The organism is Microcoleus sp. Aus8_D2, from assembly GCF_036702665.1.
Classification (GTDB): Bacteria; Cyanobacteriota; Cyanobacteriia; order Cyanobacteriales; family Microcoleaceae; genus Microcoleus.
Window position 1 is genome coordinate 23,212 of the sequence record NZ_JAUBUN010000060.1, and the last position, 14,673, is coordinate 37,884.

At 43.8% G+C, this 14,673-nt stretch carries 6 protein-coding genes; 5 read left to right on the top strand and 1 reads right to left on the bottom strand.

Annotation, left to right across the window (positions count from 1 at the left end):
* Window positions 1-12: 12 nt before the first annotated feature.
* On the top strand, window positions 13-4,104 hold the full coding sequence (locus QUB64_RS29805; protein WP_333272756.1) for a tetratricopeptide repeat protein: 4,092 nt from the start codon (window positions 13-15) through the stop codon (window positions 4,102-4,104).
* Window positions 4,097-5,920: a tetratricopeptide repeat protein gene (locus QUB64_RS29810; protein WP_333272753.1), complete on the top strand. Its 1,824-nt coding sequence runs from the start codon at window positions 4,097-4,099 to the stop codon at window positions 5,918-5,920. Before QUB64_RS29805 ends, QUB64_RS29810 begins: the two co-directional genes overlap by 8 nt.
* A 205-nt stretch (window positions 5,921-6,125) precedes the next feature.
* Here QUB64_RS29810 and QUB64_RS29815 read toward each other — a convergent pair whose 3' ends face one another.
* Window positions 6,126-11,480, bottom strand: coding sequence for an AAA family ATPase (locus QUB64_RS29815; protein ID WP_333272751.1), 5,355 nt, complete (start codon window positions 11,478-11,480; stop codon window positions 6,126-6,128).
* A 699-nt stretch (window positions 11,481-12,179) separates the two neighbouring features.
* Here QUB64_RS29815 and QUB64_RS29820 point away from each other — a divergent pair.
* From QUB64_RS29820 to QUB64_RS29830, 3 genes are all read left to right on the top strand, one after another.
* Window positions 12,180-12,914: a glutathione peroxidase gene (locus QUB64_RS29820; protein ID WP_333272749.1), complete on the top strand. Its 735-nt coding sequence runs from the start codon at window positions 12,180-12,182 to the stop codon at window positions 12,912-12,914.
* A 353-nt stretch (window positions 12,915-13,267) separates the two neighbouring features.
* Window positions 13,268-14,239 carry a sodium-dependent bicarbonate transport family permease gene (locus tag QUB64_RS29825; RefSeq protein ID WP_333272746.1) on the top strand — a complete coding sequence of 324 codons (972 nt, stop codon included), beginning with the start codon at window positions 13,268-13,270 and terminating at the stop codon, window positions 14,237-14,239.
* Window positions 14,240-14,243: 4 nt separating this feature from the next.
* Entirely contained in the window at window positions 14,244-14,552 is a 309-nt protein-coding gene (locus tag QUB64_RS29830) for a P-II family nitrogen regulator (RefSeq protein WP_333272744.1), read from the top strand.
* Window positions 14,553-14,673 lie beyond the last annotated feature (121 nt).

A 14,673-nucleotide genomic window follows, 5' to 3' on the forward strand; every position in this document is an offset into this window, starting at 1 on the left:
GTAAGTTTAATTATGCCCTCGATTGAGAAGATGGAAAAAGCAGCGGTTGATTTGAGTCGGCAAGCAGAAGTTTATTTAGCCGAGGGGAGGTTGAATGAGGCAGTTGCTGCTTGCGAGTCAGCGTTGAAAATTGAACCGAATTTGGCGGTAGCTTGTCAGACTCTGGGAAAGGTGATGCAGGTTCGAGGTGAAATTGAGCAGGCTAAGCAGTGGTATGAAGTGGCACTGGATCGCAATCCAAATTTGCCGGAAGTTTACGCTAATCTCGGCAGTTTGTATTTTCAAGGAAAACAGTGGGAAAAGGCGATCGCAAATTGCGAAAAAGCGATCGCCCTAGCACCGAATTTTGCGGCTGCTTACCGACAGTTGGCCAGAGTTTGGACGCAGTTGGATCGGCGAGAAGAGGCGGCAGAGTTTTGGTATCAAGCTTTTAATATCGACCCAAATTGGGCAACTGCTGAGGAACACGTCACTCTGGGAAATAGTTTAGTTGAATTGCAGAAATTTCAGCAAGCAATTGAATGTTATTCGCGGGCAATTAAGTTAAACCCGAAGCTAGCAACAGCTTATCACAATTTGGGCGAAATGCTGGTCGATCAGAAGCGGTGGGATGAGGCGATCGCCAATTACCGACAAGCCATTGCCCTCAATCCAGATTCTTTTGAATCTTACCACAGTTTGGGTAAAACTTGGGCGGAGCGAGGAGAATGCGATCGGGCGATCGCCTGTTACCGCAAAAGCCTCGAACTAAATCCGAATTACGCCCGCGCTTACCTTGGTTTGGGCAATATTTTCGTGCAAAAGCGCGAGTTTGATGCAGCAATTGAATGTTACCGCCAGACTCTGGCAATTAATCAAAATTCCTATTGGGCGCACTATTATTTAGGCGAAGCTTTTGCTCACAAAAAGCTGTGGCAAGAAGCTGTTAGTGCCTACCGCAAAGCTATTGAAATAAATCCAGATATTCCGTGGTTTTATTGCAATTTGGGAATTGCCTTAACCTGCGAAAAATCCTGGGATGAAGCTGTTGCTGCTTTCCTGCACGCGATTCAACTTGAACCGAGTTTGAGGGGAATTAATCAGAGGTTGGGATATGTTTTGCGGAAGCGCAGCGAATCGGATTTAGATAGCACAATCGCAACTTACTGTCAAGCTATTGAGGTACTTGCCAGCGGGAAAATTTACCACAACTTGCTGGGAATTGAGTTAGATGGAACCCAGTTTTTTATAAATTTAGGTAATAGTTTAGCGAAACAGAAGCAGCTCGAAGGTGCGATCGTATTTTATAGCATGGCACTGCAAATTCAACCAAATGCTGCGGAAGTTGTCGCCAAACTTGAGGAAGTTCGGACGAAACAACAGGAGTTATACGCACAAATCGCTACTTACCGCAACCAAATTGCGATCGATCCGAGCAATTCTCAGCCTTACAACGATCTCGGAAATATTTTACCGCAATTAGGAGAATTGGAAGAAGCGATCGTTTGCCACCAAAAAGCCAGCGAATTGAGGGGTTGGCCTGAATGTGCGGCGAAAGATTATCAATTTACTCAAGATTGGTTTACCCACAATATTCCTATTTGGCAACGGCACTTGCAGCAGTTTGCGGGAATTGCGGATTTTCAAGTTGTGGAAATCGGCAGTTTTCAAGGAATGTCGGCTTGCTGGCTGTTGGACAATATTTTAACTGATCCGACGGCAAAGATTACTTGCATCGATTTGTATTTCCAAGAAACTTTTAAGGGCAATATTGTTAAAACGGGAGCGGCACAAAAGGTAATTGAATTGGAAGGTTACTCTCAAGATTTGTTAGTAAACTTGGATTCAGAATTTTACGATATTGCTTACGTTGATGGCTGTCACAAACCCACCAGCGCTCTGCAAGATGCGATTTTATCTTGGAGATTGGTGAAAGTTGGGGGATTGATGATTTTTGACGATTACGAGTTTACGTTTCCCGACAGCCCGGAGCAAGATACTAAAATCGGAATCGATGTTTTTCTGGAGATGTTTGCCAGTCAGTTAGAAGTGGTGCACAAAGGCTATCAACTGATTGTCAAAAAAACTGATAATAAAAATTTGGGGGAAGAGCAAACTCTTTTGTCTCTCGGTTGGGAAAAGTTGGGGAATATTGCGGCAGATGCGGGTTATGTGGATGAGGCGATCGAACGCTATCAGACAGCTATTAAAATTAAGTCTGGCAACTACTCAACTTACCACAAGCTTGGTAAAAGTTTGCAAGAAAAAGAACTGTTTGACGAAGCTGCGGCGGCTTACCAACAGGCGATCGCACTCAACCCTAATTTTAGCTGGTCTCACCACTTTTTGGGCGAAACTTGGCAGTCGATTGAGGAATACGGCAAAGCCGCTGCTGCTTACCGCAAAGCTATTGAGTTAAATCCCGATTTTTGTTGGACTTACAACAATTTAGGCGATGTGCTGATGGAGCTTTCTGAGTGGGAGGAAGCTGCTGTTAGTTACCGCAAATTAATTGAGCTAAATCCCGATTTTTGTTGGTCTTACGATAGATTAGGTAAGGCTTTAGTTGCAGTGGAAAATTGGGAGGAAGCGGCGGCGGCTTACCGCAAAGCTATTGAGTTAAATCCCGATGATTGTTGGCTGTACAATAGTTTGGGGGAAGTTCTGGAATCACTAGAAAATTGGTCTGAAGCCGCAGTTGCTTTTGGTCGTGCTGTTGAGCTAGAACCAGAGGACAGTTGGCTGTACAAGAAGCTGGGCGATGCGCTGCGGAATCAAGGGGAATTGGAAAGGGCGATCGCAATTTACGAACAAGGCATCAATCTCGATCCCAAATCCTGTTGGTGTTACGAAGGATTGGGTTTGAGTTTAATAGCACAACAGCAGTGGGAACCGGCGATCGCTAATTTAGTTCAAGCACTGCAAATTAAACCCGATTTGTTTGAAGCCTACGATAGTATCGGTGATGCTCTGGAACAGCAAGGAGATGTCGGTGAGAGCGATCGGGCAAAATGCAACAATCAAATCTTACCCTTAAGTGTTCTCAAAAAATACTGTGGGTTTACAGAAGATTTGGCAATTGCAGCAGAATCCAATCCGCACCTCACCTGCATTGACATCCATCCTGCGAGTGAAATCAATTTATCAACTTCCAAAACAATCGACAGCCACAGCAGATTTGGGGCGAATCAAACTCATTCAAGAAAAGCTTTTGTTACCGTACTGCCAAACGGACGAGCTTGGGCCGATGTTGTGACTACCGCCGTCATTACTTCAGACAATAAACTTGTTGCTGATATTTCAATGGGTTGTGCTGAATTGGTTATCACTTCCGACAAATTGCCTGACGCTGAACACGTCGATGGAAATGTGGCTGTTTTATCTGCTCGCTGGGGTGGAGCCGCTTATTTTCATTGGATGTTTGATGTGATTACGCGCTTTGACCTTTTACAGCGGAGCGGATTGATAGAAACTATAGATAAGTTTGTTGTCAATGCCTGCGATTCTTCCTATCAAGCAGAAACTTTAAATATTTTAGGAATTCCGCCCGATAAAATTTTAGAAAGTCGCTGCAACCTCCACATTACCGCAGATAAATTAATAGCTCCGTCAATATCTTATGACGGAGCAGGAGCGGTTTCCCAATGGAAGTGTGACTATCTCAAACAAATATTTTTAAATAAACAGCAGTCGCTAAATACAGATTATTCAGAACGAATTTATATCAGCCGAGAAAACGCATCCTATCGGCGAATTGTCAACGAGGAAGAGGTTGTCGGCTGTTTAGAAAAGTTTGGGTTTCGTACAGTCAAACTGGAAACGATGTCGATAGCGGAACAAGCCGCGTGTTTGGCTGCTGCTAAAGTAGTTCTCGCACCCCACGGAGGGGGATTGACTAATCTAGTTTTTTGCAGTCCTGGAACTAAAGTAATTGAGATTTTTCCTCCGATTTATGTGCCAAGTTGCTTTTGGACTATCAGCAATTTGTGTGAGTTGGAACATTACTATTTAATTGCTGAATTGTTTGATGACCCAACTCAGAAATACCACGGACATAAAGATATGCGCGTGGATTTGCAATCGCTGGAAAAGTTAATGACTGTTGCAGGAGTTGGGCATGGATAAAGATTACCACAGTTTGGGGAATTCCCTGCAAGAAAGCGGTCGGTTTGATGAGGCTGTTGCTGCTTACCGCAAAGCTGTTGAATTAAATCCTGATTTTTCCTGGTCTTATCACAATTTGGGCGATGTTTTGCTGAAACTCGAACGCTGGGAGGATGCTGTCGCTGCTTACACAAAAGCTGTTGAGTTAAATCCTGATTTTTCGTGGTCTTTTCACAATTTGGGCGATGCTTTGCTGAAATTGGAACGCTGGGAGGATGCTGTGGCTGCTTACCGCTGCGAAATTGCGATCGACTCGGATTTTGCTTGGTCTTTCTGCAATTTAGGCGACGCTTTAACTAAACTTAAATATTGGGATGAAGCTATCGCTGCGTATTTAAAAGCTGTTGAAATTGACCGAGATTTGCCGGGAATTTACGAGAAGTTGGGCTCTGCTCTCGGACAAACCAAGTCTGACTCAAAGTCATTATCACAACAATTTAAATTGCAAGTTACATCGGAAAATCAGAAATTTTATTTTGATTTAGGAAGAAGTTTAGTAAAGTATCATGGCCCAAAAAGCGCTATTATTTTTTACAAAATGCTCTTGACAAGTATGCCGAGTTGTGAAGAACTGTCAGCGGAATTAGAGGAGTTGTTAAAGGAGCAGGAAAAGTGCGTTAGCGAAGCCCTCGAAGAGGATCGCGCTTTAGCCTCAGCCCGCGCCACAGTCGCCCAAAAACCGGATGATTGCTGGTCTTATTACAATTTAGGTGCTGTTTTGAGCCAGCAAAAATATGGGGAGGAAGCGGCGGTGGCATTTTTGCAAGCAATGGCAATAAATCCCGATCTTCCTTGGTGGTTTTATTACAATTTATGGGAAGTTTTGATTGAGCAAAATAAGCTGGATGAAGTTGAGAACTTGTGTCGCGAAGTTGTTGATGCTCAACCGGAGGCTTTTTGGCCTTATTTGAATTTGGGGGAAGTTTTGACTAGACAAGGAAAAATTGCTGAGGCGATTTGCTGTTATCAAACTGTCAGTTACAAACAGACTTTTGCATATATTCTCAGTAAGAAAACAGGCAATATGCGTGTTCCACAACAAGATGCAGTCAAAGTTCCTAAGTTTATAATTATTGGTTCTCAGCGGTGCGGCACGACTTCTCTGTATACTTATTTAGCTGAACACCCGCAAATTTTGACTCCGATTAAAAAGGAGATGGATTTTTTCTCGTGGCACTTCCACAGAGGGATTGATTGGTATTTGGCTCATTTTCCGCTAATGCTACAGGGAGAGCAATTTGTAACTGGTGAGGCAAGTCCGAGTTATTTTGACTCTCGGGAAGCGCCGGAACGTCTCTACAGCGCGTTTCCAGAGGCGAAACTGATTGTGCTGTTGCGAAATCCGGTCGATCGCGCGATTTCTCATTTTTACCGCTTAAAGGGCTTAAACTGGGAAGGGCGATCGCTCGATCGGGCAATTAGCGACGAAATCGAACGGTTGAATCAAAACCCAGAATACATCATCGGCGAGGAACCGGGGAATTATTTAGCTCGCGGCAGGTATATAGAATTTATTAAAAATTGGCTGGCTTTCTTTCCCCGAGAACAGTTATTAATTTTGAAAAGCGAAGATTTGTATGCGGGTGCGGCGGCGACTGTACAGCAAGTTTTAGCATTTTTACAGTTGCCGGAATATCAATTGTCTGAATACCAAAATGCTAATCCTGGCGCTTATCCGCTGGTAAATCAGTCGGTTCGCGAGCTGTTGAATGATTATTTTAAACCTTACAATCAGGAATTAGAGGAGTATTTGGCGATAAAATTTGATTGGAAATAAGATAAGACGGCGGTTGAAACCGCTTCTTGTCAAACAAAACCTGCCTCCGCCTTACTTTTCACGGCATCTCTGAAAGCCTTATCAGGCAAGGGTTTCATTTTAAGATTTTTGTCAATAATTTTCATTCCTGAGTTTTTGCTTACTCAACAATTCAACTAGCCTCATCCTGTTGAGCGCTCCAGCCTCTTTTTGAGCTAACGCATCCTTAGTCCCGATCTTGTTGAATACAGCGCTGTTGATAAATTTGAGCCGCTTTATCTGTGGGATTGCGGCGCAGGCACTCAGCAAACAATCGCTCCGCATCTCTAAGCTTTTGCAAATGGTAGAGTACCAAAGCTTCTTCAAACACTGTTCTCGTAGCTACCTTGCCCTCATAAGTCTCAGGGCGATCGGCATCGAAAACTTCAAAAATCGATACCGTTTCTGATTTGCCCTTAACTGCTACGCGATCGATCAGACGGATAGCATACTGGTTAGAATCTGGCAAAGAGTAGAAAGTTTCGTGACTAATTAACATCGAAACCCCATATTTTTTAGTCAAGCTTTCTATCCGCGAGGCCAAATTCACTGCATCGCTAATCACCGTGCTATCCATCCGGTTTTTTCCCCCAACCGTGCCGAGAATTAAAGAACCTGTATTGATGCCAATGCCAATCTTAATCGGCACGTATCCAGAAGCAGCGCGATGTTGATTATATTCGGCAAGACGATGTAGCATATCAATGCCTGCTTTGACGGCATTATCTGCCTCGCCGCTAAAGAGAGCCATAATTGCATCGCCAATATACTTGTCAATAAATCCTTCGTTTGCAGTAATGGCTGGCTCCAGGCGTGACAAATAGGCATTAATAAAGTTGAAATTGTCTTGCGGAGTCATACTTTCCGACAAAGTTGTGAAGTCGCGAATATCGGAAAAGAGTACCGACATTTCCTGTTGAACTTGGTCGCCTAATTTAACATCAACAATGCTTTCTTTATCCAGGAATTGGAGGAATTGGCGGGGGACGAAGCGCTCAAAAGCTTGGTTAAGTTCTGTGAGATTATTGTAGAGACGGGCATTTTCAATGGAAATTGCTGCCTGGGAGGAGAGTAGATTTAAGAGTTCTACGCGATCGGGAGTAAAAGCGTCTGTGGTTAGATTATTTTCTAAATAGATAATTCCTACCAGTTTAGCTTGATATTGGAGAGGAAAGCACAGAATTGATTTAGGCTTATGCGTTTTGATGTAGGGGGAATTAGCAAATTTAGGGTCATTTGCAGCATCGCTCAATACTATACTTTCCCGCGTGCGAGCCACATAGTTAACAAGTATGTGAGAAATTAAAAGTTTATCCCCAAGTTCCCACGCCGACTTGACGGGGATTGACTGCAACACAGTCACGCCATCTCGATCCACATAGCCTTCAGCTTCAATCAGCAATTTGCCCTTAATTTCTAGAATCAAAAAGCCCTTTTGCGCTCCGGCATTCTCAATAATAATCCGCATCAATTTCGCCAGCAATTTATCTAGCACAATTTCCTCAGATAGGGTTTGTGAAGCTTTCATGACTGTGGTCAAATCCAGCTCAGAAGAAGTGCTACAGCCAGTTGTGGTAGGCGGCGTAGATGTTTTTGTGCTGAGAGTTCCCCTATCTGAAGACCTTTTTGGTAATAATTGTGGGTAGCGTCTATCTAGATCGTTAACTTTAGCCGTTGCTCCCCAGTGAAGATAGCAATGACGAGCGTCTTGCATATAGACTTGTGCGATTTTATCTTGACCTAAAGCAAGATAAAACTTAGCAGCAAGTTCATGCGCTAGTGCTTCTTCATTGATGTATTCATGTTCTTTAGCAAGAGCAATAGCTTTTTTGTAATAGTCCATTGCCATTATCATCTCTCCTTGAACCCGGTGCAATTCTGCTTCCACTAGATAAAACTTGTGTAAATGATTCATCGGGGCATGATGCGCCCATTTTTTAAACTTTTTCTGGTTAGCTCGCACCTGGTCAAGTAAGCGTTTCTGCTGAAATTTAGAGGTGGAAGAACATATAGCAATTCGTGTGAGAGAATCGTAAAAGTAAAACAACGTACCGATCAGCAACCCTACTGCATTATCTACACATCCTGCCGCTAGTGCCGCATTGTCTAGGGCTTCCTCGTACTCTCCAAATAGGTAACAGAGTGTCAGTTTTTCAAAATATATAAAAAAAAGTGCGGTTCCGTCATTCGCCTCAATAAGCAGGGGCAGTTTTTTCGACTCGTCAAAAAAATCGCCAATTAAACGGCAGGGATTTTTAGATTGCCCCATCAAATTCAGCGCCCTCTGCCGATTTAGATTAATCTCATGCAGGTTTTGCTCTTGCTTTAATTTTTGGATAGCATCGCTGTATTTGGTTGCCTCTCTCTCAACAACAGCTAACTCCTGTCCTGTGCAATAGGAATGGTAGGAGTACATCTCTACGCAATACGTCCCATATTCTAAATCTCCTGTTTCTAGTCCGATAGAATATCCGAGCAGCAAAGGCTGTAACGTCTGTCTTCCATGCTCCTGCCAATGCCTAATAAAGTAATTAAAAATAGAGATTACTCTAGTTTTCACGCTCCTAGCGTTGAGACGCTCTGATAGACTTAAAGCTAGATTGCCAAATTTATAACCGGATTCAATGTCTCCTAGTACTCCACAAAGAATCAAACCATAAGATACATACATCACTGAGGAGAAGGAAGCATTGCCGTATTTGACCGATATATTTATACCTTTAAAAATAACCAGTGGGAATAAATTAGGAGCAGCTCTATAGGAGGCAGAAACTATTCTCGCTAGAATACGAATTGCTGCCAACTTATCAGGAGCAGTCATTTCCGGTAAGTCGATTAAGTCCTCAATGCGTTTCCCCAGCAAGGCTAACTTTGTCCCTGTCAAACCGAGTAAGACATCTAACTTACTGGGCTTTTTCGGCAAACTAACTCCTAACAGCTTCAGAACTGTTAGTCCAGTATTAACTGCTTCTAATAGCTCATCCTGTGCTAGATAAGCAGAGATTTTGACTTCATAAGCTTTCACCTTATCCAGCAGTACTTTGCCCTGTTGCAGCACGACTGGAACTAATCGCTCCATTTCATCGAATTGACCGCACAAATAGGCGGCTTCTGCGGCTTCTACATACAGAGCAAGTGTAGTATCGTACTGCGTCTGCCAACTTGACTCCCCTTCACTTGCCTTCTTGTTAGGGGAGGACTGAAGGGGTTTCAACAAGTCTAAGCCGCTTGTTAGGTAGGTAAGGGCGGGTTGAAAAGCGGCTGAGGCTTTCGCTTTCTTGCCAGCTATTAGGTTTAACTTTGCCAATTCATCTCGTTTCTGCTGGTTTTCAAGCAGGTTGCTGCCGAAATTCAGTTGATTAACAATGTCAAAGATTTTTTCTTCTTGCTGCTGGAGGGGGGTATTATTTAGGAGTAGCTGACCGATTTGCAGATGGTAGGCTTGCTTGCGTTGTTCGGGAATGAGAGAGTAGGCGGCTTGTTGGATGCGATCGTGGACAAACCTGTAAGCTACCTTGAATTGATCCGGATTTCGGTCTGTTTGCAGAAATTTGTAATCATCTCCCACTGGAACAATTAGACCTTCTCGCACGGCTGACCAGAGATCGTTTGCCGTTTCTTTTTGCTGCTTTTCACCTACAATTGATAGAGTCTTTAAATCAAACTGGTTGCCGATACAAGCAGCCATTTTTAATACTTCTTGCGTCAGTTGTGGTAGTTTTTGAATTTTTTGAGTCATTAACTCAACGACATTATCAGTAATACCTCGTGCTTGAATTTGCTCTAAATTCCACTGCCAACTACCACTGATAAAATCGAAATATAATAGGTTTTCTGTATAAAGCGACTGGAGAAACTCTTTCAGGAAAAACGGATTACCCTGAGTTTTGGCAAGCAGTAATTCGGCTAAGGGCTTTGCTTTTTCTGCGTCGCACTTAAGCGTATCGACAATTAATTGATTGATACAAGTTAAATCTAACGGCGAGAGCAAGATAGAATTTACTGTTGCTCCAGCTTTTTGAATTTCTGATAAGGTAATTTTTAAGGAATGGGCTGCACTGACTTCATTATCCCGATAGGCTCCTATTAGCAGTAGATACGAACTATCTACATCAGTCATGATTAACTGCATTAATTTCAGACTAGCGGAGTCTGCCCACTGTAAGTCATCTATAAAGATAACCAAGGGATGCTCTTGTTTACAAAAGACCTGAATGAAGTTTTGAAAGACTAAATTAAACCGATTTTGAGATTCAGTCGCTGCTAGCTCTAGGAGGACTGGTTGCTTGCCAATAATCAGTTCGACTTCAGGGATGAAATCAATAATAATTTGTCCGTTGGCTCCTAATGCTGATAGGAGTTGATCTCGCCATACGTGTAGTTGTTCAGACGTTTCAGTTAGCAGTTGTCGAACTAATTCTCGAAATGCACTGACGATCGCACTGTAAGGAATATTGCGTTGAAATTGGTCAAACTTACCAGAAATGTAATAACCGCGCCGTTCGGTAATGGGTTTATAGATTTCTTGGACTAATAATGATTTACCAATACCAGAATAACCAGCAACGAGCATGAGTTGGCTGGAACCATTAGCTATCCGGTCAAAAGCTGCGAGTAACGTTTCAATTTGGTTTGACCTGCCATAGAGCGTTTGTGGGATTTGAAATCTATCAGAAATATCTTGTTCGCCTAAAACAAAATCTTCTATTTTCTCACAACTTTCTAGTTGCATCAGACAGATCGCCAAATCGTCTCTAATGCCTAAAGCACTTTGGTATCGTTCCTCTGCTGTTTTCGCCATGAGTTTCATCACGATTTGTGAAACGACTAGAGGAATTTCGGGATTAACTCTATGGGGCAGTATGGGTTGTTTAGCAATATGACAATGAACCAACTCCATTGCATCGATAGCGTCAAAAGGCAATTGGTTTGTCAATATTTTATAGAAGGTAACTCCGAGCGAGTAAAAATCAGTGCGGTAATCTATGGCTCGATTCATCCTGCCTGTTTGTTCTGGAGAAATATAAGCTAACGTCCCTTCTAAAACATTAGGGCTTTTTAAGGCAGTGCTTTCCCTTGAGAAGGCTGTGGATAAGCCAAAATCAATAATTTTCAATTCTCCCGTTTGAGAGTTGAAAACAATATTGGACGGGTTAATATCTTTGTGGATAACGTTTGACTGATGAATTCTCCCCAGGGTTTCAGCGATTTGAATGGCGGTTTGGAGAAATTCTAATAAGGTAAACTGTCTTTTTTCGAGTAATCTCTCTAAAGATTCCCCGCCGAAATCCTCTAATAGCATTACCAGCGTGTTGTTATGTCTTCGTAGCTCGTAAGCCTTAACAACTCCTCCGAAGTGAAAGCTGCGGGTGATTTCATATTCCTGCTGGTAACGGACAAGTTCGGCAGGGGTAGGATAGTCTTCTTTGAGGACTTTCAGGATCAGCGGTTGGTTATTTGGTTCTCGGATTCCTCGATAGACTAGGGAATTAGCACTTTCGTAAATTTGGGCTAAAACTTTAATTGCAGGTAGTCTAATCATGTTTGGCTCTCCATCTTTGGCACTCATGAACCTTACGCGCAATGGTCAGCGACTGCTGATATTACTCAATCGCCTTGGGATAGTTGCTCGATGAAGCGCAAATATTTCGCAGATTCCCCAATGCTGCCCCCTCACCTCGGCGGTTTTTAATCTCTCGGTAGATAGTCAATGTCTGTTGACTAAAGTGTAATCAACCCTGGAACCCTTCTCAATACTTCGGACAGTTTTAGATCTAGTCGAGTGTCTGAAACCCTGACTGGCTATATGCTGGACTATTTCTTCAAGGTTTAAGTCCGAAGTATTGTTTCCTAAAATGCCTTAAAAATGGCAGGGCTTCCTCGCCCTAGGCTTACAGGGCCGTTAAAAAACTGTCCGAAGTATTGCTTCTGAGTTTAGCTCAAAGTTGGCTGACCGTTGTTAAAGTCTAGGCGACTCGATTTTAACAACAGAACAGAAACTTTTACCTTAAATCATAAAAGTCATATTTGTAAAATTATATTTCGATTTGTATATAAAAACTGGTTTTTCTGTACTTCACTTACCAAAAAAGTGCTCTATTGCCCAGAAACCCGATTTCTGACTGTCCCGCGCGCCCACCTCCCAAAAAAAAACCCGCCCCCCCCTTGACAACTCATACTCGTTATGAGTACGCTTAGGTAAGCAAAGAAATTTAACCCCACTACCCCAGGATTCAAAATCATGCTGACGAACCACGAAGGTCAAAGAGTACCCAAAGTCACGTTTCGCACTCGCAAGGACAACGAGTGGGTCGATGTCACCACCGATGATTTATTTGCAGGCAAAACCGTAGCAGTGTTTTCTCTGCCGGGAGCATTCACTCCCACCTGTTCGTCAACGCACCTCCCTGGCTACAACGAATTGGCTAAAGTTTTCAAAGCAAATGGCGTAGATGAAATCGTTTGTATTTCGGTCAACGACACTTTTGTGATGAACGAGTGGGCAAAAGACCAAGAAGCAGACAATGTGACGTTAATTCCCGACGGTAACGGCGAGTTTACTCAAGGCATGGGAATGCTGGTAGACAAAACAGATTTAGGCTTTGGGAAGCGGTCTTGGCGCTATTCGATGCTGGTCAAAGATGGCTTGGTTGAAAAAATGTTTATTGAGCCGGAGGAACCGGGCGATCCTTTCAAAGTGTCCGATGCCGAGACCATGCTCAACTATATCAACTCCGCAGCAGCCAAGCCGAAAGTAGTTTCGCTGTTTACAAAAATGGGCTGTCCCTTCTGCGCCAAGGCTAAGGCGATGCTGACTGAAAAGGGCTTGGATTATGAAGAAATCGTCTTGGGCCGGGATGTCACAACCCGATCGCTGCGAGCCGTCACTGGCGCTACAACCGTGCCGCAAGTGTTTATCGACGGCAAGTTGATCGGCGGTTCGGAAGCTCTAGAGTCTTATTTGGCAGTCGCTTAGTTAGGGAAAAATACTGAGGCTGCGGGCGTGCAGCGCACACCTCAATACGGTTCACTTAAGACCGATCCCCCCTAACCCCCCTTGATAAGGGGGGGACAAGAAAGCTTTTAAAGTCAACCCCTACTCCCCTACAACCAGGGAGAGTAGGGGGGGTATGCGAGGGGCTCTCGAACCATCAGTCGTCTTAAGTGAACCGTATTGGCGCACACCTTACGGGTTGTAACGGGTGCGCCGCGCACCTGCAACTGTCTTTAGGAAGATATATCAGAGTTCGATCGCTCCATTTATCCCTTCTCGTGTAACAATTATTTGTGAAGTAATATTAAAAAAATCAGAAATGGGAGTGACAGATCGTGGATTTGAGTCTCGTAGCGTCAAATATCTTAAATCCACCAGTATTAGCTTTTTTCATGGGAATGCTGGCGATTTTCCTAAAATCTGACTTAGAAATTCCTGCGCCCATCCCGAAACTGTTTTCGCTGTACCTGCTGTTTGCGATCGGGTTTAAAGGCGGCGTGGAACTGTCCCGCAGCGGTTTCAACCAGCAAGTTGCCTTGACAATCTTGGCAGCGATGCTGATGTCAGCGCTAGTACCAGTTTATACTTTCTTCATACTGAAGATCAAACTCGACTCCTACAATGCTGCGGCGATCGCAGCCACCTACGGTTCCATCAGCGCCGTCACCTTTATCACCGCAACTTCCTTCCTCAAAGAACAAGGAATCGACTTTGACGGTTACATGGTAGCAGCGCTAGCATTAATGGAATCCCCTGCAATTATCGTCGGTCTAATTTTGGTGAGTGTGTTCGGTGGAGAGGAGGGAAAACGCGAAATAGTTTGGACAGAAGTGCTGCAAGAAGCCTTCCTCAACAGTTCAGTTTTTCTGCTAGTCGGCAGCCTAATTATGGGGATGCTAACAGGAGAACACGGTTGGGAAGTTATGAGTCCGTTTACTCAAGATTTGTTTTACGGCGTTCTGACTTTTTTCTTGCTAGACATGGGGCTGGTTGCGGCTAGCAGAATTCAAGATTTGCAAGAAGCAGGAATTTTTCTGATCGGCTTTGCAATTCTAATTCCCATAGTTAACGCCGGAGTCGGTTTAGTGATAGCAAAATTCATCGGAATGCCGCAGGGAGATAGCCTGCTATTTTCGGTATTGTGTGCGAGTGCTTCTTACATCGCAGTACCGGCAGCAATGCGGCTGACGGTTCCCGAAGCTAACCCAAGTCTTTACATTTCAACAGCCTTAGCAGTGACGTTTCCGTTTAACATCGTTGTAGGCATTCCCATGTATCTATACGGAATCAATATGTTTTGGAGGTAAACTTATGGACGCAGTGAAAAGGATAGAAATTTTTGCGAACTCGGTGGAGCTCCCAAAGATTTTAGAAGGTTTAGACAGAGCTGGCGTCCCCGGTTATTCGGTGATTCGCGGTGTCGCGGGAAAAACCACGAGGGGACGTAAATCGGACGATTTAGCAATGAGTATGCTGGATAATATTTATGTGCTGGCTTTCTGCGAACCCGATAAAATATCGGGAGTTGCAGAAAATATTAGACCAGTTCTAAATAAGTTTGGCGGGGCGTGTTTTATTTCGGATGCAGTGGAATTGCTCACTACTAAGTGCGTTGGGTAGTCATTAGTCATCTCGCCCGCTCGCGAAGTCGAAGGGTGGTCATCAGTCCTGCCGTCATTAGTCATTTTAGCCGAAGAGCGACTGGTGCTGTATCTCGACTTCGCTCGATAACCGCGTAGCC